Origin of the sequence: Halomonas sp. JS92-SW72, from assembly GCF_003547075.1 — a bacterium.
Classification (GTDB): domain Bacteria; phylum Pseudomonadota; class Gammaproteobacteria; order Pseudomonadales; family Halomonadaceae; genus Halomonas; species Halomonas alkalicola.
This window is the reverse complement of sequence record NZ_CP032147.1, coordinates 2,175,716-2,199,296: the sequence shown is the minus strand read 5'-3', so window position 1 is coordinate 2,199,296 and position 23,581 is coordinate 2,175,716. Positions and strand designations below refer to the sequence as shown.

Genomic DNA, 23,581 nt, shown 5'->3' with positions numbered 1-23,581 from the left:
GGTGAAACCGTGATGGCACAAGACTAGGTCAGGTTGACGTTAACGTAAAGTGCAGCTTTTCACGCCTTAGACGAATGTCGGACGGCGGCACTGCCACGACGACCGTTTCGATACGACGACCGTTTGGAAACGACAAGGGCAGCCCGGTGGGCTGCCCTTGTCGTTTTCTGGTGGTTTGGCTTGTTTCGGCTTAGCTCGCTCAGCCGGCCAGCCACTGGATCAGCTGATGATAGAGCGGAATGCCGATGATCACGTTGAGCGGGAAGGTGAAGCCCAGGGCGGCGAGCATGGCCAGGCCGATGTTGGCCTCGGGAATGGCGGTGCGCATGGCGGCCGGGGCGGCGATATAGGAGGCGCTGGCTGCCAGGGCAGTGAGGATGAGCAGCGAGCCGGCGGGCAGGCCCAGCGCCAGGCCCACGGCCAGGCCGGCCAGCGAGAGCAGCGGCGGGGCGACCAGGGCGAAGGTGAGTAGCCGCCAGTGGAACCAGGGGATGGGGCGCAGCGTCTCGGCGGCGGTGAGACCCATCTGCAGCAGGAAGAGGGCGAGCACGGCGTGGAAGGCGCTGGTGAAGAGCTCGGTGACGTTGGCGCCCTCCTGAGGCCCGTACATGGCGCCAATCACTGCGCCGCCGGCCAGCAGGATCACCCCGCGGTTGGTCAGCGTCTCGTGCCAGATGCCCTGCATCGCTTCCCCGGCGGCCTTGCCCGCATGGCGGCGATAGAGGGCGATGGCGACCATGATCGCCGGCAGCTCCATCATCACCAGATAGAGGGTGACCTCGGCGCCGATCGGCAGGTTGCGCCCCTCGGCGAAGGCCAGGGCCACGGCGAAGGTGCCGGCGCTGACCGAGCCGTAGTGGGCGGCGATGCTGGCGCTGTCGGCAGGAGAGAGCCGAATCAGCCGGCGCAGTATCGGCATCAGCGCCAGGGGGATCAGCGCGCCCAGGGCGGCCACGGCGACCAGTTCCGGCAGCAGTGACCAGCCGAGGTTGCCGTAGAGCGCCATGCCGCCCTTGAGGCCGATGGTCAGCATCAGCAAAAGGCTCAGGGTGTCATAGGCGGCCTTGGGAATGGTCAGGTCGGACTTCACCACCCCGGCCAGCAGGCCGAGCAGGAAGAACATCACCAAGATATCGGGCATCAGGAGTGTCTCTTGCAGTGGTCAGGGGAAACGGTCGGCATTGTCGGAAAGTCGCATCATTGATACCAATTAAGATTTCGCCAGTGCATCATAGATGATTATCTATGGGTTGGGGCGAGGAGGGCTGACCGTGAACATTCGACACCTGACGTTTCGACTGCTTCAGGTGCATGTGGCGGTGGTGCAGGCGGGCTCCATCAGCGAGGCGGCGCGACGCCTGCACCTCACCCAGCCCACCGTCTCCCAGCAGCTCAAGCGGCTCGCCGAGGCGGTGGGAGAGCCGCTGCTCGAGAACCGCCAGGGCCGGCTGGCACCCACCGAGGCGGGCCTTGAGCTCTACCGCGCCAGCCGCGAGGTGCTGGGGCGCTTCGCCGACTTCGACGACTACCTGGCGGCGCTGCGCGGCGGCGAGCGGGGGCGCTTCTCCATCGCCCTGGTCAATACCGCTCAGTACGTGCTGCCGCGCCTGCTCGGCCCCTACAGCCGCGCCTTCCCCGAGGTGGACGTCACCGTGCATATCGGCAACCGCCGCCAGATGCTGACCCGCTTCGAGCGTCAGCAGGATGACCTCTATGTCTTCAGCCACCCGCCGTCGCTCGCCCACGCCCTGGCGGGGCGCTTCCTGCGCAATCCGCTGGTGGCGGTGGCGCCCCGGGGGCACCCGCTGGCAGGGCGCGAGCGCATCGCCATGGCGGAGCTTCTGGAGGAGCGCTTCCTGCTGCGCGAGCCGGGCTCGGCCACGCGGATGCTCTTCGAGAGCTGGTTGCAGGAGCAGGGGCTGACCCTGGGGCCGACCCTGCAGATGGCCAGCAACGAGGCGATCCGGGTCGGCGTGGCCGCCGGCATGGGCCTCGCCGTGCTCTCCGAGCACGTGCTGCCGCCGGAGCATCCCGATATCACCATCCTGCCGGTGACGGGCCTGCCCATCGAGAGCCACTGGCAGTTCATCGTGCGCCGCGACCGGCGCCTCTCCCACGCGGCGCTGGGCTTCCTGCGCTTCGCCGAGGGGCACCTCGGCGAATGCGTGGAGCCGCGCTTCCTGAGCAATGAGCTCGAGGGGCTGCTGGGGCGGCTGATGGAGTCAGGCCCTTAAGGGGAGTTGGCATTGGGAAAGAAGAGCGGCTCGCCGTTGAGGGTGAACGCCGCGATGGCCCGCTGGCCCTCGTCGGAGAGCAGCCAGCGATGCCACCGCTCGGCCAGGTCGTGCTTCAGGTGGGGGTGGCGTTCCGGGTCGAGCAGCAGGCTGCCGTACTGGTTGAAGAGCGCCTCGTCGCCCGCGAAGAGCAGGGCGAGGTCCTGGGGGTTCTCGAAGGCCGCCCAGGTGGCGCGGTCGCTCAGCGCGTAGGCGTCCATGGCGGCGGCGGTGTTCAGCGTCGGGCCCATGCCGCTGCCGAGCTCCCGGTACCAGCGCCCGCCCGGTTCGACGCCGGCGGCCTGCCACAGGCGCTGCTCGGCGCGGTGGGTGCCGCTGTCGTCGCCGCGGGAGGCGAAGGGCGCCTCGGCCTCGGCGATCCGGCGCAGGGCCTCAGCCACGCTCTCGGCCTTGGCGATGCCGGCGGGGTCCTCGGCGGGGCCGATGATCACGAAGTCGTTATACATCACGTCGGCACGCTCGGTGGCGTAGCCGGCCTCGACGAAGCGCCGTTCCCCCTCGCCGTCGTGGACCAGCAGGCCGTCGGCGTCGCCGCGGCGGGCGATCTCGAAGGCCTGGCCGGTGCCCACGGCGACGACCCGCACCCGGATGCCGGTGGCCTCGGTGAAGACTGGCAGAAGGTGACCGAAGAGCCCGGACTGCTCGGTGGAGGTGGTCGAGGCCAGGACGATATGGTCGTCCGCGGCGTGGACCGGTGCCAGGCCGGCGCTGCCGGCCAGCAGCAGGGCGGTCAGGGCGATCGCGCGTGGCGTCATGCGGCTCTCCTCGAGAGAAAGGGGGCTACCAGACCAGTTCGCCGCGCAGGAAGGCCTGCCCCTCGGACGTCCGGGGTGCCGCGAAGAAGCGCTCGGCCGGGGTGTGCTCGATCAGCCGACCGCCGTAGAGCAGCACCACCTCGTCGGCCAGGCGCTTCGCCTGGTTCAGGTCATGGGTGGTCATGACGATGCGCGTGCCGCGGGCGTGGAAGTCGCGCACGGCCTCCTCCACGGCGCGGATCGCCGCCGGGTCCAGCGCCGAGGTGGGCTCGTCCAGGAACAGCACCTCGGGGCGGGTGAGCCAGGCGCGGGCGAGCGCCAGGCGCTGCTGTTCGCCGCCGGAGAGCACCCGGGCCGGGCGCTTCTCCAAGGCGGCGAGGCCGAAGCGGGCGAGGGCCTCCCGGGCCCGCTCGCGGCGCTCGCCGCGGGGCGTGCCGGTCACCGCCAGCGCATAGGTGAGGTTCTCCAGGGCGCTGCGTCGCAGCAGCACCGGGCGCTGGAAGACCATGGCCTGGCGGGGCGGAGTGCCCTCCCAGCGCACCCGGCCCGCGCTCGGCGCCAGCAGACCGTGGGCCAGGCGCAGCAGCAGGCTCTTGCCGGCGCCGTTGGGGCCCATCACCAGGGTGCGGCGACAGCCGGTTAGGCGCAGGTCGAGCGGCTGCAGCAGCGGCTGGCCGCGGTGGCTGACGCTCACCGCCTCGAAGGCCTGCGGGGTGATCCCGGCGGTGGTAGCGGGACGGAGCATGTCGTTCATCCCAGCCGCCTCCGCGCCGTCTCGCCGACCAGGTGAGCGGCGGCATTGACCAGCAGCACCAGCCCCAGCAGCACCAGGCCGAGCCCCAGGGCCAGCGGCAGATTGCCCTTGCTGGTCTCCAGCACGATGGCGGTGGTCATCACCCGGGTGACGCCGTCGATGTTGCCGCCGACGATCATCACCGCCCCCACCTCGGCGCTGGCGCGGCCGAAGCCCGCCAGCACCACGGTGAGCAGCGAGAAGCGCGCGTCCCACAACAGGGTGGGGATCATGCGCGGCCGCGAGACGCCGAGGGAGTGCAGCTGGTCGCGGTACTCGCCGTGGAGCTCCTCGATCTGCTGGCGGGTCAGTGCAGCGATGATCGGCAGGATCAGGATCACCTGGGCGATCACCATGGCGGTGGGGGTGAAGAGCAGGCCGAACTGGCCCAAGGGGCCCGCCCGGGAGAGCAGCAGGTAGACGGTGAGCCCGGCCACCACCGGCGGCAGGCCCATCAGCGCATTCAGCGCCACGATCACGGCGCCGCGGCCGGGAAAGCGCCACAGCGCCAGCGCCGCGCCCAGGGGCAGGGCAAGCAGGGAAGCGATCAGCACCGCGCTGATCGAGACCTGCAGGGAGAGCGCGACGATGCCAAGCAGCACCGGGTCCATGCCCAGGATCAGGGCGAGGGCGGTCTGGAAGGCGTTGGCGTCGGTAGGCATCGCGTTCTCCTGTTACGTCACCTGCATCATAACAGCGCCTTTGCCGCCGCGAACGTTGATGCCCGATGGAGAGCGGGCCGACCCCGCCCCGCCAGCCAGGCGACGAGATGGTCGCTGAGCTCGCGGGCGTCGTCATCGGCGCCGTGGATGGCCCCCGACTTGCGCCGCCTCAGGAAAGGCAGGCCCATGGCATAGAGCCCCGGCGCGCCCTCGATCACGCCGCCGTGATGGCGCATCCGGCCCCTGGCATCGAGCACCGGGACCCGCAGCCAGCTGAGGTCGGGACGAAAGCCGGTGGCCCAGACCACCGTGCGGATCTCGCCGGCGGCCAGGTCGAGGCCGAGGCAGGGGCGCGCCGGCAGCCGGGTGGGCGCCGGGCGTTCGGGGGCGGGCAGGGCGTCGTGACAACCGTGGGCCAGCGCCCAGGCGTCGAGGTTGTCGAGCAGCCGGGTGAGCTTGAGATCCGCCGCGGCGCAGTGCATGGCCAGGGAGCCGGCGAACTGCAGCCGGGTGCCCGACAGGCCCGCGAGGCGCCCCACCAGGCGCACGCCGCGCTCGCTCAGGGCGTTGAGGTCCAGGTCGCGGGGCGAGGGGCCGCCCACCAGCTGCGGCGAGGGGGCCCGCCGCGCCCGGGCGATCTCCTCCACCTCGTCGAAGCGCTGGTCGAGCAGGCCGGCCTGCTCCAGCCACCACTGGATGTCGCGTCCGCGGTAGCGCCGCGGCAGGCGCAGGTGCTCACCCACCGCCAGGGTCACCGGCCGGCCGCTGCGCTGGAGCTCGTCGGCCAGCTGCACGCCGGTGGCCGCGGCGCCCACCACCAGCACGCCGCCCGGCGGGAGTTGCGCCGGATGGCGGTAGGCCAGTGGGGTCAGGCTCTCGATCCAGGGCGGCAGGGCCGCGGCCAGGGTGGGCACCACCGGCAGCTGGGTGGCGCCGGTGGCGATCACCACCGCCCGGCAGCGCCAGGCCCCTCGATCGGTCTCCACCCGATAGCCATCGTCCAGGGCCCGTACCGCTGTCACCCGGGTGCCGGTGTGGATCGGCGAGCCCAGCTGCCGGGCGTAGCCCTCCAGCAGGGCGATCAGCTCCGGCATGCCCATGAAGCCCTCCGGGTCGGGGCCGGTGTAGGGCTGGCCGGGCAGGCGACACTGCCAGTTGGGGGTGAGCAGGCGCAGCGAGTCCCAGCGCTCGTGGCGCCAGGCGTGTGCCACCTCGCCGCGCTCCAGGATCACATGGTCGATGCCGCGCCGCGCCAGGTGGTGGCCCATGGCGAGCCCGGCGTGTCCCGCGCCGATGACCAGGACGGTCACGGCGCGGGCCGGGCGATGCAGCGGGCGATACGGCAGGTGTAAGCGCCCCGGGATCATTTCACGCTCACCATGACGTGGGTGGGGTTGGTGAGCAGGTCGTAGACCGCCGAGCGCTTCTGGGACTGGGCGACCAGCGCCTCGATCTCCGCGCGGGTGGCATCGGCGTCGATCTCGTAGACCACCTGGATGTCGTCGAAGCCGTTGCGCACCTCGGGGTCCATGCCCAGGATGCCCTGGATGTCCATGCGCCCCTCCACGCAGGCGCGGACCGAGTGCAGCTGGATGCCGCGGTGCTGGGCGACGGCGGCGATGCCGGCGGTAAGGCAGCCGGCCAGGCCCACCAGCACGAACTCCACCGGAGTGGGGCCCTGGTCCTCGGCGGCGAACACCTCGGGATGGTCCACCTCGTAGGTGAAGCGCTGGCGGTGATGCTGCTCCTCGCCGAGGCCATGGAAGTCCTCCACGGCGACGCGGTTGTGGGTGCCCATCATCCAGTCGCAGCGGGCGCGCCAGGTGAAGCGGGCGGCCTCTGGCGCCTGAGCCAGGGCCTCGCGGGCGCCGAGCAGGGCAGTGACGTTGACGCCGTTGTCGACTTGCTGAATGGCGGTTTGCATGGGGTCTCTCCTCGCATTGTCGTTGTTGGCGAGCCCGGCGGCGCAGTGCCGTGGGTCTCGGGAACCAGAATGCGAGGGGCGCGTGGGACCCAGCGTGGGAGGCGCCGTGGTTTTTCAGCGGCGGGGAGTGGAATTTTCTGCAGCGGGCAGCACGGCACGGAAGGCCCAGGCGCGCTCCAGCGGCATGCCCGCCAGGCGCTGGGCGAGGCGCACCGACTCGGCATCGGGGGCGCGGTAGAGGCAGAGCATGCGCCGGTGGTCCAGCGCGAAGCAGGTGCGCACGAAGCGCACGCGATGGTTCTGCAGGCAGGCCGAACCGGCATCCTCGAGGGCCTGGATCGCCGCCAGGGTCACCGGCGCGGCAAAGGCGCGTTCGACGAGCACGTTGGCTGTCGCCGGGTCCTCGCCGGGGGCGTCATGGAGCGTACCGCCCCAGAGCCTGGCGACCTCGGCGCCGGCCTGGCGCAGCCCGATGCGTGCCGACTCGGTGTCCGGCGCGCGGAAGTGGCAGACCAGGCGGCGGCCATCACGGGCCAGCAGGCTGCCCTGCCAGCGGATGCGGTGCAGGTCCAGGCAGCCGTGGGCCGCCTGGGTCGCCTCCTCCTGTACGAAGGCCGCCTCCAGGGGTTGTTCGAAATTTCGCTCCAGGAAGACGTCGATCATGGTCCGCACTCCACGCCGCTCGTGGCGGCGGCGGTGGCGACCAGCGCCTCGGCGCGACGGTGGGCCCAGTCGGCCACGGGGCCCTGCAACAGCGCGGCGGTAGCCAGGGCGTGGCGCTCGGCGTTCGGCAGCTCCCCCTGGGCCTGGCGGGCGGCGGCCAGTACCCCGTGGGCAAGCAGCTGCTCGCTGGCGCGCTCCAGGGCCAGGGCGTGGGTCAGCGCCTCCGCGGCGGCCGGTGCGGCCTCGGCGGGGCGGCCACGCTCGAGGTGGAGCAGCGCCGCCCGGTTGAGCACCCAGGCCAGGCGATGCCTGGCGTCGGCATCGCGCAGCCCCGGCAGGGCCGCGGCCAGGGGGGCGGGGTCGTCGTCCAGCAGCAGTCGGGACAGGCCGAGGGCGGCCTGGGCGAAGGGCGCCTCGCTGCCGTCGCGCAGCCGTTCGCCCAGCCGCCACAGCGCCTGGCAGCGGGTGAGCATCTGGGCGGCCTCGCCCTGCTCATGGGCCATCATCATCAGCGCCTCGTTGGCCTGGAACTCCCCGAGTCGGTCCCCGCTGGCCTTGTAGAGGGTACGCGCCTCCTTGAGTGCCGACTCTGCCTCGGCCCGGTAGCCGGCATGCCACGCCAGCAGGCCCTGGGCCATGGGCAGCGCCGGGTGGCTGATCCGCTGCCGGCTCGCCAGCGACCTGGCCTCGGCGAGCCGGGCGCGGGCCTGAGCGAGGTCGCGCTCCAGCATGGCCAGGCAGCGGGCCGTCTCGGCCATGGCGATGACCTGTTCGCGGTCGTCGGCGCTGCGAGTCACCCGCTCGGCCTGCAGGGCCTCCTCCCGGGCATCGGTCCACTGGCCGTGTGCCCAGCGCACATGGCTGGCCAGGTGGTAGCCGAGCCTGGCGTGGGCCAGGGCGCCATGCTCCAGGGCCTGCTCGGCCAGCTCCACCAGCGTCTCGGCGCTGGCCTGCCAGTCCTCCGGGGGGGCGGCACTGAGCAGGATCTCGCGCAGCTCCAGCAGCAGGCCGACCCGCCGCACGCCGGAGAGGCGCTCGGCCATGGCGAGGCCGCGCTGGGCCAGGCGCCGGGCCTCGTCGTTGGCGAAAAAGCGCAGGCAGAGCCGCCCGGCGGTGACCAGGGCCTCGGCGGCGAGGTCGGGGTCACCGCTGCGCTCGGCGTGGCGGACGAGGGCGCCGGCATGGTCGAGGTCGCACACCGCCGCCAGCGCCAGGCCGTCGGCGATGCGCCGATGCATCATCTGGCGACGGGCGGGTGAGATCGCCGCATGGATCGCCGCGGCCACCTCGGTATCTGTCGGGTCCCGTGTGATTGATTACCCGCTTGGTAAATAACTCTGGTCGCTTGGCCTGCCACGCGCAGCTCGCTCATCACCGCGCGGATGTCGCGGCGGGCGGCGATGAAGAACACCTCGTCGTCGGCCTCGATCACGGTGTCGCCGCGGGGGATGATCGGCCGGTTGCGGCGGTAGATGGCCGCGACGCGGGTATCCACGCTGGGCATGTGGCGGCGCAGGAAGGCGAGGTCCTGGCCCACCAGGGGGCCGCCGTAGATCGCCTTGACCGCGACGAGCTGCACCAGGCCACCGGCGAACTCCAGCACCTGCAGGGCGCCGGGGTGCTCGATCAGCCGGCGGATATGGTCGGTGACCACCTGCTCGGGGCTGATCAGCACGTCGATGGGCACGGCCTCGTGGGCGAACAGTCCCTTGCGGGTCAGGTAGGCGGTGGCGCGCACCCGGGCGATCTTGGTGGGGGTGCGAAAGAGGGTGTGGGCGACCTGGCAGGCGATCATGTTGACCTCGTCCTGGCTGGTCACCGCGATCAGCATGTCGGCGTCCTCGCAGCCCGCCTGGCGCAGCACCATGGGGTAGGAGCCAGGCCCCACCACGGTGCGGATGTCGAGCTTGGTGTGCAGCTCGCGCAGCTTGTCGCCGTCGGTGTCCACCACCGTGATGTCGTTCTCCTCCCGGGCCAGGTGTTCGGCCAGGGTGCCGCCGACCTGGCCGGCGCCGAGGATGATGATCTTCATGGAGTCTGATGTCCGCTGGCAGCGAGCGCGGCGCCTCTTGTGCGCCGCAACAGGATGGCGGCAAGCCTAAACCAGCCGCGGGGAGAAGAACAGCACGCCATCAGTCGAGGGTGAACCCGACCTTGATGGTGACCTGCCAGTGGGCCACGCGGCCGTGCTCCACGTGGCCGCGGGTCTCGGTGACCTCGAACCAGCGCATGCCGTGCAGGGTCTCGCTGGCCTTGGCGATGGCGTTCTCGATGGCTTGCTGGATGCCCTCCTCGGAGGAGCCGGTCAGTTCGATATGCTTGTAGGTGTGGGTGCTCATGATGCCTCCTGGTTCAGGTGACTCGTATTCATGCCTTGCGCTTCCTCAGTCTGGCATAGAAGAAGCCGTCGTGGCTGTCGACCTCCGGCAGCAGCTGCCGCCCGGCCCCCGCCTGTCGCCCCCAGGCCACGTCACCGGGGGTGGTGATCTCGGCGTCCGGGGTGCGCGACAGGAAGGCGGCGATCTGGTCGCTGTTCTCCTCCGGCAGCACCGAGCAGGTGGCATAGAGCAGGGTGCCGCCGGGGCGCAGCAGCGGCCAGAGGTTGTCGAGCAGCCGCGTCTGCAGGGCCGCCAGGGCCGGAATGTCGCTGGGGCGGCGCAGGCGCTTGATGTCGGGGTGGCGACGGATCACACCGCTGCCGGAGCAGGGCGCGTCGAGCAGGATGGTGTCGAAGGGGGCCCCGTCCCACCAGTCGCGTCCGGTGGCATCGCCGTGGGCCAGGCGCGCCTCCAGACCGAGCCGGCCCAGGGCGTCCTCGACCCGGGCCAGGCGTTCGGCATCGCTGTCCACCGCATGCATCTCGATGTCGAACAGCTCCAACAGATGGCTGGTCTTGCCTCCGGGAGCGCAGCAGGCGTCCAGCACCCGGGCGCCGGGGCGCGGCGCCAGCGCCGGGCCGAGCAGCACGCTGGTGAGCTGGGCGGCCTCGTCCTGGACGCTGACGTCGCCATCGGCGAAGCCCGGCAGCAGCTGGACGTCGCAGGGCGTCTCCAGGGTGATGCCGTCCGGGGCGTGCAGGCAGAGCCGGGCCTGGATGCCGGCCGCGGCCAGCCGGTCCATGTAGGCCTCGCGATCGCCGTGGCGGCGGTTGACCCGCAGCGTCATCGGGCCAGGCACGTTGTTGGCGTCGCAGATGGCGCGCCAGTCGTCGGGCCAGGCCTGGCGCAGTGCCTTGAGCAGCCACTTCGGGTGCAGCAGCGCCACCGCAGGGTCGCGGTCCACCTCGGTCTGGAGCTCGGCGGCCTCGCGCTGCAGGCGGCGCAGGCAGCCGTTGAGCACCCGGGTGGCCCACTCCTTGCCGAGCAGACGGGCCGCACCGGCGGTCTCGCCCACCGCGGCGTGGGCCGGGATGCGCAGGTAGAGCAGCTGGTGGATGCCCAGCAGCAGCAGCGCCTGGACGTCGGCATCGCGCACCTTGAAGGGCTTGACCAGCAGCTTCGCCGCCAGCGCCTCGAGACGAGGCAGGGTGCGGCAGGCGCCGTAGCAGAGCGCCTTGAACAGGGCTCGGTCGCGGGCCACCACCTGGTGGTCGTCGAGGCCGGTGAGCGACCCCTTGCCGGTGATCACCGGCACCAGGGCGCGGGCCGCGGCGGCGCGTACCGCCAGGCCGCCGTCGTTCTCCAGCCCGCGCTTGCGCTGGTGCTGGCGCGGTTCGCGGGACGATTGCTCGGGGGGCTGGCTCATGCGGAGGCCTCCTCATCATGGTGGCCAAGGCACAGGCCGGGCGTGAAACGCTCGGCCCGGGCGCGCAGCAGCTCACTCACCGGCAGCGCCTTGCCGCCGGGCAGCTGGGCCTGGGTCACTCGCAGTACCTGGTTGCCCTCGGGGCCGCAGGCGATACGCAGGGCCTCGCCGTCGTGTGCCAGCAGGGTGCCGGGGGCGGCGGGGGGCTCATCGCCGCGAAGCCCGCTCGCCGCGGCCATCAGCAGGCGCAGACGGTCGCCGTCGAAGGCGCACCAGGCCACCGGCCAGGGGTTGAAGGCGCGCACCCGGGCGGCCAGGGCCGCGGCCGGGTCGCGGAAGTCCAGTTCGGCCTCGGCCTTGGAGAGCTTGGCGGCATAGGTGACGCCGGCCTCGGGCTGGGGCGTGGCCGAAAGGCCAGGGCCTGCCAGGGCGTCCAGCGCCTCGACGATGGCCTCGCCGCCCAGCGCGGCCAGGGTGTCATGAAGCTCGCCGCCGGTGGTGGTGGCGGTGATCGGGGTACGCCGCACCAGCAGCATGGCGCCGGTGTCGAGGCCCTCGTCCATCTGCATGATGGTCACCCCGCTCTCGGCGTCGCCGGCCTCGATGGCGCGCTGGATGGGGGCGGCGCCACGCCAGCGCGGCAGCAGCGAGGCGTGGACGTTGAGGCAGCCCAGCCGCGGCGTCTCGAGCACCGCCCCGGGCAGGATCAGCCCGTAGGCCACCACCACCATGAGGTCGGCGTCCAGGGCGGCCAGCTCGGCCTGGGCCTCGGGGGCCCTGAGGGTTTCCGGCTGATGGACCGGCAGCCCGTGCTCGAGGGCGAGTCGCTTGACCGGGCTCGGGGTCAGCTTGCGGCCGCGCCCCGCGGGGCGGTCCGGCTGGGTATAGACGGCGGTGACGCGATGGCGGCTGTCCAGCAGCGCCTGCAGACTCTCGGCGGCGAAGTCGGGCGTGCCGGCGAAGATGACGCTGAGGGAGTGAGAGTCGTGGGGTCGGGACATGGTTCGGGCCTGGCCGGGGAGTGGATGTCCTCAATGATAACGGAGCCAGCCGGAAACGACGAAGGCCGACGCCATGGCGTCGGCCTTCGGGGGGGAGCGCCGCCGGAATCAGGCGGGCTGCATCAGCTTGTGGCGCTTCTGCATCTTTTTCATCACCCGGTCGCGCTTGAGCGGCGAGAGGTAGTCGACGAACAGCACCCCCTCGAGGTGGTCGTGCTCGTGCTGGATGCAGTGGGCCAGCAGGCCGTCGGCCTCGAGCTCGTAGGGCTTGCCGTCACGATCCAGCGCCTTGAGGCGAATCTTGAGCGCCCGGGGCACCTCGGCATAGTACTCGGGAATCGACAGGCAGCCCTCGCTCATGAGGTCGCGCTCGTCGCCGATCGGGGTGACCTCGGGGTTGATCAGCACCAGCGGCTTGTCCTGGGCGTCGCTGACGTCCATCACGATGACGCGGCGATGGACGTTCACCTGGGTCGCGGCCAGCCCGATGCCGCGGGCGTCGTACATGGTCTCGAGCATGTCGTCGACCAGTTGACGGACCTCGTCGTCGACCGTCTCCACCGGCGCCGCCCTGGTGCGCAGGCGCTCGTCGGGGAATTCGAGGATCGGTAATTTGGCCATGGCGTTGGTTTCACCGTTATGCTGTCATTTACAGAATGACACTATTCTAGAGGGGCGCGCTCAGCGGAGAAACCGCCGAATGCGCATCACGTCGATAACCTAAGACTATAGCATGCCGGCCGGGTTCGATGAGAGCGCTTGAGGGCCAGGCAAACGACGCGGGGAGAGCAGGGATGAAGCAGACACAAGAGGGCAAGGTGCGGCGCCGCTGGCCAGGCAGGGCGGCCATGCTGCTGGGCGTGGCGCTGGCCCTGGGAGGGCTGGCCGGCAAGGCCCTGGCCCAGGGGCTCTCCTGGGACGATGGCCTGCGCGGCGATGCCCCGGACCGCTACACGGTGGTGCGTGGCGATACCCTGTGGGACATCTCCGGGCGCTTCCTGCGTCACCCCTGGCAGTGGCCCGAGGTGTGGCAGGTCAACCCGCAGATCCGCAACCCCCACCTGATCTACCCGGGCGACGTCATCTACCTCTATGACTGCAACGGGCGTCCCTGCCTGGGGCTGGAGCGCGGCCAGGGCCAGGTGCGGCTCTCTCCGGAGATGCGCACCATCCCCCACCGCGAGGCGATCGAGCCGATTCCCCTGGAGGCGATCCGTCACTTCCTGCGCGACCACCGCATCGTCGACGACCCCGACGTCCTCGACGAGCTGGCCTACGTGGTGGGCGGCGACGATCGGCGCCTGATGAGCGGCGTGGGCGACCGCCTCTATGCCCGCGGGGAGGTGGAGGGCAGCGGTCGCGTCGGCTTCTATCGGGTCGGCGAGCGCTTCATGGACCCCGCCAGCGGCGAGCTGCTCGGCCTGGAGCTGGAGAGCGTCGGCCAGGCCCGCCGCGAGCGTCAGGAGGAGGAGATCGTGGTGCTGGAGGTGACCTCCTCGCGCCAGGAGGTGCGCAACAACGATATCGTGCTGCCCCTGGAGGTTCGCGACCTGGTCACCGAGTTCACCCCCCGCGCCCCGGAGCGCGAGGTGGAGGGCACCATCCTCGCGGTGCCGGGGGGCGTGCAGTTCATCGGTCGCCTGCAGGTCGTGGCGCTGGACCGCGGGCGCCGCGATGGCCTCGAGCCCGGCCACGTGCTGATGGTCGAGCAGCGTGGCGAGCTGGTCAGCGACCCGCGCACCGGCGAATCGCTGCGACTGCCCGGTGAGGACGCTGGCCTGGTGATGGTGTTCCAGCCCTACGAGAAGATGAGCTATGGCCTGGTGATGAAGGCCAGCCGCTCGCTCTCGGTGGGGGATCGCGTGCACAGCCCCGAGCGCGCCCTGGGCGCCGCCCTGCGCTGAGGCAGCCGCATGCCTGCCCAGCGGCCCGGCGTCCGGGAGTGGCTGGCCCTCGCCAGGCTGCCGGGCCTGGGCGCTGCGCGGCTGGCCGAACTGGCGGCCACGGCCACCGCCTGGCCCGATGGCTGGCTGGCGCTGCTGCCCCGGGAGGCCGCCACGGCGCTGCGCCTGTGGCTCGACCATCCCGGGCGCAGCCCGCTGACCGTCGAGATCGACCGGGCCGAGGCGTGGCTCGCCGCGGCCCCCGATCGCCATCTGCTCCACCCCGGCCACCCGCGCTGGCCGACCCTGCTCGCCGAGATTCCCGATCCGCCCCCCCTGCTGTGGGCCTGGGGTGACCTGGCCGCGCTCGCGCCGCCGCGCCTGGCCATGGTGGGCGCCCGGCGGGCCACCCGCGAGGGGCTGACCAATGCTGCCGCCTTCGCCCGGCAGCTCGCCGGGCGCGGCTGGTGCGTGGTCAGCGGCATGGCGCTGGGCATCGATGCCGCCGCCCAGCAGGCGGCGCTGGACGCCGACGGCGCCAGCGTCGCGGTGCTCGGCTGCGGCGTCGATGTGGTCTACCCGCCGCGCCACCACCGGCTGCACGCGCGACTGCGCGAGCCGGGTGGCCTGCTGCTCTCCGAGCATCCGCCCGGCACGCCGGCGCGGCCGGCCTTCTTTCCCCGCCGCAACCGCATCGTCACCGGTCTCTCCTTCGGCGTGCTGGTGGTGGAGGCGGCCGAGCGCAGCGGCTCCCTGGTCAGCGCCCGCCTGGCCGCCGAGCAGGGCCGCGAGGTCTTCGCGCTGCCGGGTTCCATCCACAACCCCCAGGCCCGGGGTTGCCTGCGGCTGATCCGTGACGGGGCCGTGCTGGTACGCGAGGTCGACGATATCGTCGCCGAGTTGACCCAGTGGCTGCCCGCCGCGAGCCCCCGGGTGCCAGCGGGCCCGCCCTCCGTGGAGGAGGGCGGCGCATCCGGTGAGCCGCTGCTGCGCTGGCTGAGCGGCCAGCCGACGCCGGTGGATACCCTGGTGGGGCTCTCGGGGCTGGGCATCGCCGAGTGCCAGCGGCGCCTGCTGGAACTCGAGCTGGAGGGGCGGGTGGCCCACGCCGCCGGCGGCTGGGTGCGCCTTTCGGGGGCATGATAGAATCCCCGGCCATTCATGAGCCCAGTCCTGCCCACCGCCGAGGAGTTCCCATGAGCCAGGCCAGTCATATCGCCCACGCCGTTGCCGCCCTGCACCGTGGTGGAGTGATCGCCTATCCCACCGAAGCCGTGTGGGGACTCGGCTGCGATCCGGACAACGACGAGGCACTGGCACGGCTGCTGCGCCTCAAGCAGCGTGATCCCGCCAAGGGGGTGATCCTGGTGGCGGCAAGCATCGCCCAGTTCGCCCCCTGGCTCGAGGGGCTGCCCCTGGAGCTCCACGCGCCGCTGGCGGCCAGCTGGCCGGGGCCCAATACCTGGCTGGTGCCCGACAACGGCCGCAGCCATGGCCTGGTGCGCGGCGGCCACGACAGGGTGGCGCTGCGGGTCAGCGCCCATCCCCTGGTGGTGGCCCTGTGCGAGGCCTTCGGCGGGCCCATCGTCTCCACCTCGGCCAACATCGCCAGCGAACCGCCGGCCATGAGCGCCGAGGAGGTCCGCGGGGTCTTCGGCGATGGGCTCGATGCCATCGTCGAGGGCGAGCTCGGCGGCCTCGATCGCCCCAGCACCATCCGCGACCTGGTCACCGGCCAGCTGATGCGCGCCTGATTCCCGACATTCCCCCCCCCCGGCCTCGAGGAGATCGCCTTGGCCCACGCCCGACTCGACGACGTCAAGACCTACCTGCTCGACCTTCAAGAGCGCCTCTGTGCGGCCCTCGCCGCCGAAGATGGCGGCGCGGGCTTCCGCGAGGATGCCTGGGAACGCCCCGAGGGGGGCGGCGGGCGCTCCCGGGTGATCGAGCACGGCCGCGTGTTCGAGAAGGGCGGCGTCAACTTCTCTCACGTCTTCGGCGAGCGCCTGCCACCCTCGGCCAGCGCGGCACGGCCGGAGCTGGCCGGCCGCAGCTTCCATGCGGTGGGCGTCTCCTGGGTGCTGCATCCGGAAAATCCCCACGTGCCCACCAGCCATGGCAACGTGCGCTTCTTCATCGCCGAGAAGGCGGGGGAGGCGCCCGTCTGGTGGTTCGGCGGCGGCTTCGACCTGACCCCCTACTATCCGGTCTTCGAGGATGTGGTGCACTGGCACCGCGTCGCCCGGGACGCCTGCGCGCCCTTCGGCGACGACGCCTATCCGCGCTACAAGGCGTGGTGCGACGACTATTTCTACCTGAAGCACCGCGACGAGACCCGCGGCGTGGGGGGGCTCTTCTTCGACGACCTCAACGAGGGGGGCTTCGCACAGTGCTTCGCCCTCCAGCGCGCCGTGGGCGACGCCTTCCTCGCGGCCTACCTGCCCATCGTGGCCCGCCGCCGCGAGACCCCCTGGGGCGAGCGCGAGCGCGACTTCCAGCTCTATCGCCGCGGCCGCTACGTGGAGTTCAACCTGGTGTGGGACCGCGGCACCCTGTTCGGGCTGCAGAGCGGCGGGCGCACCGAGTCGATCCTGATGTCGATGCCGCCCCTGGCGCGCTGGGAGTATGCCTGGACGCCGGAACCCGGCAGCCCCGAGGCGTTGCTCTACGACGAGTACCTGCGCCCTCGGGACTGGCTGGGCGAGGCGGGCCTCGATGACTGATCAAGGAGTGACCATGACCGACCGCTACTGCGTCTTCGGCCACCCGGTGGCCCATTCGAAGTCGCCGGCCATCCATGCCGCCTTCGCCGCCCAGACCGGCCAGGCCATGGAGTACACCGCCATCGAGGCGCCCCTGGACGACTTCGCCGGTGCCTGGCGGCGCTTCACCGCCGAGGGCGGGCGCGGCGCCAACGTCACCGTGCCCTTCAAGGAGGAGGCCTTCCGCCTCTGCGACACCCTGAGCCAGCGCGCCCGGCGCGCCGGGGCGGTGAACACCCTGGTGCTGGGAAAGAACGGCCTGACCTATGGCGATACCACCGACGGGGTGGGGTTGGTGCGCGACCTCGTGCGCCACGGCGTGACCCTGGCCGGCGCCCGCATCCTGGTGCTGGGCGCCGGCGGCGCGGTGCGCGGGGTGCTGGAGCCGCTGCTGGCCGAGAGGCCGGCGAGCCTGGTCGTGGCCAACCGCACGGCGGCCAAGGCCTGTGCACTGGCCGCCGACTTCCGCGAGCTGGGCACGATCGAGGGCGGCGGCTTCGATGCCGTGGCCGGTCCCTTCGATGTGGTGGTCAACGGCACCAGCGCGAGCCTCGCCGGCGACCTGCCGCCGCTGCCCGACGACCTCTTTTCAGAGGGTGCTACCGCCTACGACATGATGTACGGCGCCGAGCCCACGGTGTTCCTGCGCTGGGCCGAGGCCCGCGGCGCCCGGCCCGTCGACGGCCTTGGCATGCTGGTGGAGCAGGCGGCGGAGTCCTTCTTCCAGTGGCGCGGCAGGCGCCCCGACACTGCCCCGGTGCTGAAGGCGCTCAGGGCGTCGCTATAGTCTCGGCGCCGCCCTCAGCGTCTCTTGACGTAAAGCCCTACCATGCACAGCCCCATGCCGATCACCGACAGCAGCATGCCGCCGTTGACCAGCCACGGGTAGCGCTGCAGCCAGGAGACGAAGGGCTGGGGCATGTCGCGGCACACCCCCTCCAGGTAGTCCCAGTAGCCGCCGGCGTAGGTGCACTCGCGCACGTCCGACAGTTCCCAGAAGTAGACCCCCATCAGCAGCAGGATGGGGGCAATCAACAGCAGCAGTCCAAGTCTCAGCATTCGCCTTCCAAGCAGCCGGTGGATATCGAGCGCAACAATGAATCAGTGTTGCCTAGGGGCGCGGGCAGTTCGGCGTGCGTCCCGCCTGACGCGCCTGCTCGAAGCGTGCCACCGCCTCGGGCATGTTGGCCTGCAGTCCGGCCATGCGCTGGCCCTGGCTGGGGTGGGTGGACATCCAGGCCGGAGGACGAGCGCCGCCGGCGGCCTCCATGTTCTCCCACAGGGTGACACTCTCGCGGGGGTCGAAGCCGGCATCCGCCATCAGGCGCAGGCCGATCACGTCGGCCTCGCTCTCGTGGCGCCGGGAGAAGGGCAGCAGCACGCCGTACTGGGCGCCGAGGCCCAGGGCACCCATCATCTGCTGTCCCCCCGGGCCCTGCATGCCGGAGGCCGAGGAGAGCACGGAGAGGCCGAGCTGGGTGGCGGTCTGGGTGGAGACCCGCTCATTGGCGTGACGCGCCAGCACGTGGCCGATCTCGTGGCCGACGACCGCCGCGACCTGCTCCTGGGTCCGGGCGACGTTCAGCAGGCCCGTATTGATCCCCATGTAGCCGCCCGGCAGGGCGAAGGCGTTGGCCTGCTCCGACTCGAAGACGCGAATCTGCCAGTCCTGTGAGCGCTGCTGCTCCGCCGGCAGCGCACCGACGATGGCATCGGCGATGCACTGGGCATAGCGCTGCTCGGCGGCGCCGGCCTGGGGCAGGTCCTGCTGGTACTGCTCGAAGGCCTGGGCGCCCATCTGGTTGAGCTGGGCATCGGAGACCAGAGTGAGCTGCTGGCGACCGGTGGGAGAGGTGGCACAGGCGGTCAGGCTGAGGCTGAGCACGCCAACGGTGAGGAAGTGGAACCAGCGCATGGGGGTCTCCTGTGACCAGTCATGTTCGACTCAGTGCGGTATGACGCTGGACGGCGCCACAAGGTTCGCCACAAGATACCCGGAATGCCTGCAAGGTCAACCGCCCGAGACGGAGAAGGAGCCCCCATGGATACGGAGCTGACACGCCGCCTGATCAACCTGCTGGACCACGTGGAGCACTGGTTGCCGCCGCCGCCCCAGGAGGTGGACTGGACCCGCGATGTGGCGGCCCTGTGGCAGCGCCACAGCCTGGGTGGCCGGCTGCTGCCGGTGCCGCCGCGGGATGCCCTGAGCCTCGACGACCTGCTGGGCATCGAGCGCCAGAAGCTGGCACTGGTGGACAACACCCGCGCCTTCCTGCAGGGGCTGCCGGCCAACCATGCCCTGCTGTGGGGCTCCCGGGGCAGCGGCAAGTCGTCGCTGATCCGCGCGCTGCTCAACTCCCTGGCCGCAGACGGGCTGCGGCTGGTGCAGGTGGATCGCCACGATCTCGCCGGCCTGCCGATGCTGGTGGAGCAGCTGCGCCACCAGCCCCACCGTTTCGTGGTCTACTGCGACGACCTCTCCTTCGAGGGGCACGACGACGCCTACAAGGCGCTCAAGAGCGTGCTGGATGGCGCCCTGACCGGCCCGCCGCCCAACGTGCTGCTCTATGCCACTTCCAACCGTCGCCACCTGCTGCCGGAGTCGATGAGCGACAACGAGGGCTCGCGGCTGGTGGGCGACGAGCTCCACCACGGCGACGCCGTGGAAGAGAAGATCTCGCTCTCCGACCGCTTCGGCCTGTGGCTGGGCTTCCACCCCTTCAACCAGGACGTCTATCTGGAGGCCTGCTGCCACTGGGTCACCCAGCTGGGCAGCCGCGAGGACTGGAACGCCGAGGCCCGCGCCGAGGCGATCCGCTTCGCCACCCTGCGCGGCGGGCGCAGCGGCCGCGGCGCCTGGCAGTTCGCCACCCAGTGGGTGGGCCGCCGGCGCCTGCATGGGAAGTAGGGGAAGGCCTGTTGACGGGGTAGCCCCGAGTCGAGCTGATATCAGCATTACCCCCGCGGTATCAGCCTGCCGTCCTCGCCGATGCCCAGGCGGATGGTGGGGGTGAGCAGGCCGGCGGGCAGGGTCATGCCCAGGCCGCGCAGGTCGCCCGGGGTGATGGCAAGCTCGCTGCCGGCGGGCAGCTCGCCCTGGCGGGCCAGCTGGCTGGCCAGCTCCACCATGGGCCCCAGCCCCTCGCGTCCGCCGGCCAGCAGGTCGAAGGCCACCGGCAGACGCAGGTTGGCGTCGTCACCCGAGGTCAGGGTCACGTCCTGCTCGTAGTTGCCGCTGACCGGGTCCACGCCCGGCATGTCCAGGCTCCAGCGGAAGCCCGACATCTCCACCGGCGGCATGCCCACCGGCAGCCCAAGGCCCATGGCCAGGGTGGCCTGCACCGGCAGGCTGCCGGCGCCGAGGCTCTGGAGCGCCAGGGACATGATGTCGCTGGTATCGAGGCGGGCATCCACGGCGTAGGGGCCGATGCGCACCTCCTCGACGCCCAGCGAGGTCACCGCCAGGCGGAAGGCGAAGAGCCCGGTCTGCGGCAGCGCCAGGCAGCCGGCGAGCAGGGCGGAGAGGCACAGCGGGGCAAGCAGCCGCCAGCGCCGGAAACGGGCAGGAACGAGACGAAACATGGGCGGAGATGCCTCCTGTCGGAATGGGGGGTAACGATGGGCGGGGCCCGCGGCGCACTATGCTGCGCTGCAAAATCGGCGCATTAGAGGGCCGGCGGGCCCGGCTGTCAAGCGGATTGTGTCAAGGGGTCGTGCCAGGCGGATTCTGCGGGATTCGGCGAGGCGCGGGAAGTGGCCGAAAAGCGACAGCGCCCGGCCTCCCCTCTGTCGTTGCAGGGGCGGGCCGGGCGCTGCCAGGCGGGCTGGACGCGGCGGATTGATTCAGCGGCGGCGGCTGTTGCGCGCCTCCTTGGTGCGGCCCAGTTCGCGCTTCTTGGCCTTCTCGCGGTCGCTGGCGTCGGCCATGGGGTCGAAGGGGTTCTTTCCGGAGCGGAATTCGAAGCGCATCGGGGTACCGCGCACCTTCAGCACCTTGCGGAAGGTGTTGGTCAGGTAGCGGCGGTAGGCCTCGGGCAGCGAGTCGGTCTGGTTGCCGTGGACCACGATGATCGGCGGATTGGCGCCGCCCTGGTGGGCCATGCGCAGCTTGATCCGCCGGCCATGCACCATGGGCGGCTGATGGGACTCCACCGCGTCCTGAAGGATGGTGGTCAGGCGGTTGGTGGACCAGTGGGCGTTGGCCGAGGCGAAGGCGCGCTCGATGGAGGGGTAGAGGTCGCCCACGCCGGTGCCGTGCAGCGCCGAGATGTAGTGCAGGTCGGCGTAGTCGGCGAAGCCCAGGCGGCGCTTGATCTCGGCGCGCATCTTCTCCTTGGCCTCGTGCTCCAGGCCGTCCCACTTGTTGACCACCAGCACCAGGGCGCGACCGCTGGTCAGCACGTAGTCGAGCAGGTGCAGGTCCTGCTCCACCAGGCCGCTGCGACCATCCAGGACCATGATGGCGACATGGCACTCCTTGATCGCATCCAGGGTCTTGATGATCGAGAACTTCTCGGCGATCTCGTGGACGTTCTTGCGCCGCCGGACGCCGGCGGTATCGATCAGCACGTAGGGCTTGCCGCGGCGTTCGAAGGGGATCTCGATGGCGTCGCGGGTGGTGCCCGCCTCGTCATAGACCACCACCCGCTCCTCGCCGAGCAGGCGGTTGACCAGGGTCGACTTGCCCACGTTGGGGCGGCCGATCACGCCGATGCGGATGCCCTTGGTGCCGGTATCCACCGGGATGCTCTCGTCCCGCTCGGGGAAGGGGGCGAGCACCTCGTCGATCAGCGCGGTGACGTTGCGGCCGTGGGCGGCGGCGATGGGGCGCGGCTCGCCGAGTCCCAGCTCCCAGAACTCGGCCACGGCGCTCGGCTCGTCGAGGCCGTCCGTCTTGTTGACGACCAGCCAGGTCTTCTTCTGGTTGACCCGCAGGTGGTTGGCGATGGCCTGGTCGGCCACGTTGAGGCCGGCCCGGGCGTCCACCAGGAACAGCACGATGTCCGCCTCGTCGATGGCGACGAGGGACTGCTCGGCCATGGCGGCGTCGATGCCCTCCTCGTCGCCGCTGATGCCGCCGGTATCGATCACCGTATAGGCCTTGCCGCCGAGCACGCCGTTACCGTACTTGCGGTCCCGGGTCAGCCCCGGGAAGTCGGCCACCAGGGCGTCCCGGGAGCGGGTCAGGCGGTTGAACAGGGTCGACTTGCCCACGTTGGGGCGGCCGACCAGGGCGATCACGGGTGTCATTGGCGAATGTCCAGGGCCTTGAGGGTGCCGTCGTTGGCCAGCACGTGGATGCGGCGGCCCTCGGTGATGGGCCGCACGCTGATGCCGGAGCGGTCGACCCGCTCACGGCCGACGATGTCGCCGCTGCGGGCGTCGATCAGGTGCAGATAGCCCTCGAAGTCGCCGAACACCAGCTTGCCATCGGCGAAGGCCGGGGCGGTGATGCTGCGGCCTTCCAGGGCGGTATTGCGCCAGATCTCGCTGCCGTTGTTGGCGTCCAGGGCGTGGATATGGCCCGCCTCGTTGACGGCGAAGAGGAAGTCGCCGACCAGGATCGGGGTGTGGTAGCTGGAGAAGTCGATGGCCCACAGTGGCTCGCCGCGGGTGGCCTCCAGGGCGACCAGGCGCCCGTTGAAGCTGGAGACGAACAGGCGGCCGTCCGGGGTCAGCACCGGCTGGCCGGCCAGGTCCACCAGGCGGTCGATGTCGCTGCGGCCCTGGGCCACGGCGATGCGACGCTCCCACAGCGGCTGGCCGCTGCGGTTGTCCAGGGTCACCAGGCGGCCGTTGGCGAAGCCGGCGAAGGTCACCGGGTCGATCACCGTGGGGGTGCCGGTGCCGCGCAGGGTCAGCGACGGGCGGCTGGCGCTGTAGCTCCAGCGCTCCTCGCCGCTGGCGCGATCCAGGGCGGTGACGCTGCCGTCGACGCTCTGCACCACCAGCAGCTGCTGGTTGGGCTGCGGGGCGGCCAGGATCTCGCTGGGCACCCGGGCGCGCCAGCGCACGCTGCCGTCGCGCTGGCTCAGGGCCAGCACCTCGCCGTTGCGGGTGCCGAGGTAGATATCGCCGGCCACGGCGGTCAGGGCGCTGGAGACCGGGACCTCGAGCTCCACCTGCCAGCGGCGGTCGCCGTCGTCGGCATCGAAGGCGGCCAGACGGCCGCGCTCATCGGCGGCGAACAGGGCGTCGCCATCCCGGGAGGGGGCGATCGGGTAGGTGGCGCGACCCAGCCCGCGGCCGACCCGCTCGCTCCAGGCGCTGGCCAGCTCGGCGCGCTCCTCGAAGCTTGCCAGCTCCTTGGGGGGATACTGCGGCTCCACCTGGTTGCGAGCGCAGCCGGTGAGCACGAGCAGGCCGGCCACGGCGGCGATCAGGAAGGTCGGTTTCATGAGTCCACCCCCTGGTGGTCAAGGCCAAGGTTGTCGAGCTTGAGCTGCACGCCGTAGAGCGGCTGGTCGCGCGCCTCGGCCAGGTCCAGCGCCTCGCGCCAGGCTTCGCCGGCGTCGCCGTCACGGCCCAGGGCGTGGTAGGCGTCGCCGCGTACCTCGGCGCGCTGGGCGGACAGCGCCTCGGGCACCCCGGCCTCCAGGGTGGCCAGCGCCGCCTCGGCGTCGCCGTCGGCGACCTGCAGGCGGGCCAGGCGCAGGCGAGCCAGCCCCTTGACGTAGTCGCGGCCGCTGGCATCGATCACCGCCTCCAGGGCGGAGCGGGCCTCGGGCAGGTTCTCCTGGGCCACCGCCAGGCGGGCATCGATCAGCCGGGCCAGGTCGGCGTAGAGGGTCTTGCCGTGGTTGTCGGTGATCTCGACGACCAGCTCGCGGGCCTCGGCGATGCTGGCGTCGTCGAGCTGGGTACCGGCGGTCAGGTTGATCAGGTGCTGGTAGCGGGCCGAGGCGGCGCTAGCCTGATTCTCCTGGTAGTTCTGCCAGGCGTTCCAGCCCAGGACGCCGGCGGCGGCGATGGCCACCCCGGCGATCAGCGAGATGCCGTTCTCCTTCCACCAGCGCTTCAGCGCCTCGACCTGTTCTTCTTCGGTTCTCAGCTCCGCCACGGGCGGTCTCCTTCTGTTCGGGTGGGCGCCGGCGCAGGGC

At 71.4% G+C, this 23,581-nt stretch carries 26 protein-coding genes; 7 read left to right on the top strand and 19 right to left on the bottom strand.

Annotated features, from left to right (window positions below):
- Window positions 1-199: 199 nt before the first annotated feature.
- Window positions 200-1,141 carry a sodium-dependent bicarbonate transport family permease gene (locus D1793_RS10325; RefSeq protein WP_119022085.1) on the bottom strand — a complete coding sequence of 314 codons (942 nt, stop codon included), beginning with the start codon at window positions 1,139-1,141 and terminating at the stop codon, window positions 200-202.
- Between the two features lie 130 nt (window positions 1,142-1,271).
- On the opposite strand from D1793_RS10325, the gene D1793_RS10320 reads away from it, so the two are divergent.
- A complete protein-coding gene (locus D1793_RS10320; RefSeq protein ID WP_119022084.1) occupies window positions 1,272-2,234 on the top strand; it encodes a LysR family transcriptional regulator in 963 nt (320 codons plus the stop codon).
- Here D1793_RS10320 and D1793_RS10315 read toward each other — a convergent pair.
- The 12 genes from D1793_RS10315 to def form a co-directional block, all read right to left on the bottom strand.
- A complete protein-coding gene (locus tag D1793_RS10315; protein ID WP_119022083.1) occupies window positions 2,231-3,049 on the bottom strand; it encodes a substrate-binding domain-containing protein in 819 nt (272 codons plus the stop codon). The genes D1793_RS10320 and D1793_RS10315 overlap by 4 nt on opposite strands.
- Window positions 3,050-3,074: 25 nt before the next feature.
- Complete coding sequence (locus D1793_RS10310) at window positions 3,075-3,803, bottom strand: ATP-binding cassette domain-containing protein (protein WP_119022082.1); 729 nt, start codon at window positions 3,801-3,803, stop codon at window positions 3,075-3,077.
- Window positions 3,800-4,504, bottom strand: a complete 705-nt coding sequence (locus D1793_RS10305) for an ABC transporter permease (RefSeq protein ID WP_119022081.1) — start codon at window positions 4,502-4,504, stop codon at window positions 3,800-3,802. Before D1793_RS10305 ends, D1793_RS10310 begins: the two co-directional genes overlap by 4 nt.
- 26 nt (window positions 4,505-4,530) lie before the next feature.
- A complete protein-coding gene (locus D1793_RS10300; protein WP_240407648.1) occupies window positions 4,531-5,814 on the bottom strand; it encodes an NAD(P)-binding domain-containing protein in 1,284 nt (427 codons plus the stop codon).
- A gap of 53 nt (window positions 5,815-5,867) precedes the next feature.
- On the bottom strand, window positions 5,868-6,428 hold the full coding sequence (locus D1793_RS10295; RefSeq protein ID WP_205527537.1) for an OsmC family protein: 561 nt from the start codon (window positions 6,426-6,428) through the stop codon (window positions 5,868-5,870).
- A 114-nt stretch (window positions 6,429-6,542) separates the two neighbouring features.
- Window positions 6,543-7,091 carry a nickel-binding protein gene (locus D1793_RS10290; protein ID WP_119022079.1) on the bottom strand — a complete coding sequence of 183 codons (549 nt, stop codon included), beginning with the start codon at window positions 7,089-7,091 and terminating at the stop codon, window positions 6,543-6,545.
- On the bottom strand, window positions 7,088-8,377 hold the full coding sequence (locus D1793_RS10285; protein ID WP_119022078.1) for a hypothetical protein: 1,290 nt from the start codon (window positions 8,375-8,377) through the stop codon (window positions 7,088-7,090). Before D1793_RS10285 ends, D1793_RS10290 begins: the two co-directional genes overlap by 4 nt.
- Entirely contained in the window at window positions 8,329-9,123 is a 795-nt protein-coding gene (trkA, locus tag D1793_RS10280) for a Trk system potassium transporter TrkA (RefSeq protein ID WP_276110339.1), read from the bottom strand. Before trkA ends, D1793_RS10285 begins: the two co-directional genes overlap by 49 nt.
- A gap of 100 nt (window positions 9,124-9,223) precedes the next feature.
- A complete protein-coding gene (locus D1793_RS10275; RefSeq protein WP_119022077.1) occupies window positions 9,224-9,430 on the bottom strand; it encodes a dodecin in 207 nt (68 codons plus the stop codon).
- A 28-nt stretch (window positions 9,431-9,458) separates the two neighbouring features.
- Window positions 9,459-10,835: a 16S rRNA (cytosine(967)-C(5))-methyltransferase RsmB gene (gene rsmB, locus D1793_RS10270; protein WP_119022076.1), complete on the bottom strand. Its 1,377-nt coding sequence runs from the start codon at window positions 10,833-10,835 to the stop codon at window positions 9,459-9,461.
- Window positions 10,832-11,836 (bottom strand): methionyl-tRNA formyltransferase, encoded by a 1,005-nt coding sequence (gene fmt / locus D1793_RS10265; RefSeq protein ID WP_119022075.1) that lies wholly within the window; start codon window positions 11,834-11,836, stop codon window positions 10,832-10,834. Before fmt ends, rsmB begins: the two co-directional genes overlap by 4 nt.
- 108 nt (window positions 11,837-11,944) lie before the next feature.
- Window positions 11,945-12,457, bottom strand: coding sequence for a peptide deformylase (gene def, locus D1793_RS10260; RefSeq protein WP_119022074.1), 513 nt, complete (start codon window positions 12,455-12,457; stop codon window positions 11,945-11,947).
- 173 nt (window positions 12,458-12,630) lie between these two features.
- On the opposite strand from def, the gene D1793_RS10255 reads away from it, so the two are divergent.
- From D1793_RS10255 to aroE, 5 genes are read left to right on the top strand one after another with little or no spacing between them, the layout of a single operon-like run.
- Window positions 12,631-13,740 carry a LysM domain-containing protein gene (locus D1793_RS10255; protein WP_119022073.1) on the top strand — a complete coding sequence of 370 codons (1,110 nt, stop codon included), beginning with the start codon at window positions 12,631-12,633 and terminating at the stop codon, window positions 13,738-13,740.
- Between the two features lie 9 nt (window positions 13,741-13,749).
- The gene (gene dprA / locus D1793_RS10250) at window positions 13,750-14,862 is read left to right on the top strand and encodes a DNA-processing protein DprA (RefSeq protein ID WP_119022072.1); all 1,113 of its coding nucleotides are present in this window, start codon (window positions 13,750-13,752) and stop codon (window positions 14,860-14,862) included.
- 53 nt (window positions 14,863-14,915) lie between these two features.
- Complete coding sequence (locus D1793_RS10245) at window positions 14,916-15,473, top strand: Sua5/YciO/YrdC/YwlC family protein (RefSeq protein ID WP_119022071.1); 558 nt, start codon at window positions 14,916-14,918, stop codon at window positions 15,471-15,473.
- Window positions 15,474-15,512: 39 nt separating this feature from the next.
- A complete protein-coding gene (gene hemF / locus D1793_RS10240; protein WP_119022070.1) occupies window positions 15,513-16,442 on the top strand; it encodes an oxygen-dependent coproporphyrinogen oxidase in 930 nt (309 codons plus the stop codon).
- Between the two features lie 13 nt (window positions 16,443-16,455).
- A complete protein-coding gene (gene aroE / locus D1793_RS10235; protein ID WP_119022069.1) occupies window positions 16,456-17,268 on the top strand; it encodes a shikimate dehydrogenase in 813 nt (270 codons plus the stop codon).
- A gap of 14 nt (window positions 17,269-17,282) precedes the next feature.
- Here the strand turns inward: aroE and D1793_RS10230 are convergent, their stop codons facing one another.
- Both D1793_RS10230 and D1793_RS10225 read right to left on the bottom strand, forming a co-directional pair.
- Complete coding sequence (locus D1793_RS10230) at window positions 17,283-17,540, bottom strand: hypothetical protein (RefSeq protein WP_119022068.1); 258 nt, start codon at window positions 17,538-17,540, stop codon at window positions 17,283-17,285.
- A 52-nt stretch (window positions 17,541-17,592) separates the two neighbouring features.
- A complete protein-coding gene (locus D1793_RS10225) occupies window positions 17,593-18,396 on the bottom strand; it encodes a M48 family metallopeptidase (RefSeq protein WP_119022067.1) in 804 nt (267 codons plus the stop codon).
- Window positions 18,397-18,522: 126 nt separating this feature from the next.
- Here D1793_RS10225 and D1793_RS10220 point away from each other — a divergent pair, with 126 nt between their 5' ends.
- On the top strand, window positions 18,523-19,389 hold the full coding sequence (locus D1793_RS10220) for an ATP-binding protein (protein ID WP_119022066.1): 867 nt from the start codon (window positions 18,523-18,525) through the stop codon (window positions 19,387-19,389).
- Between the two features lie 47 nt (window positions 19,390-19,436).
- Here D1793_RS10220 and D1793_RS10215 read toward each other — a convergent pair whose 3' ends face one another.
- The 4 genes from D1793_RS10215 to D1793_RS10200 all read right to left on the bottom strand — a co-directional run bounded on the left by D1793_RS10215 (window position 19,437) and on the right by D1793_RS10200 (window position 23,541).
- Window positions 19,437-20,063 (bottom strand): hypothetical protein, encoded by a 627-nt coding sequence (locus D1793_RS10215; protein ID WP_119022065.1) that lies wholly within the window; start codon window positions 20,061-20,063, stop codon window positions 19,437-19,439.
- A gap of 261 nt (window positions 20,064-20,324) precedes the next feature.
- Window positions 20,325-21,731 (bottom strand): ribosome biogenesis GTPase Der, encoded by a 1,407-nt coding sequence (gene der, locus D1793_RS10210; RefSeq protein WP_119022064.1) that lies wholly within the window; start codon window positions 21,729-21,731, stop codon window positions 20,325-20,327.
- On the bottom strand, window positions 21,728-22,879 hold the full coding sequence (gene bamB / locus D1793_RS10205) for an outer membrane protein assembly factor BamB (protein WP_119022063.1): 1,152 nt from the start codon (window positions 22,877-22,879) through the stop codon (window positions 21,728-21,730). Before bamB ends, der begins: the two co-directional genes overlap by 4 nt.
- Entirely contained in the window at window positions 22,876-23,541 is a 666-nt protein-coding gene (locus tag D1793_RS10200) for a tetratricopeptide repeat protein (RefSeq protein WP_119022062.1), read from the bottom strand. The genes bamB and D1793_RS10200 overlap by 4 nt, the downstream gene beginning before the upstream one ends.
- Between the last annotated feature and the right edge of the window lie 40 nt (window positions 23,542-23,581).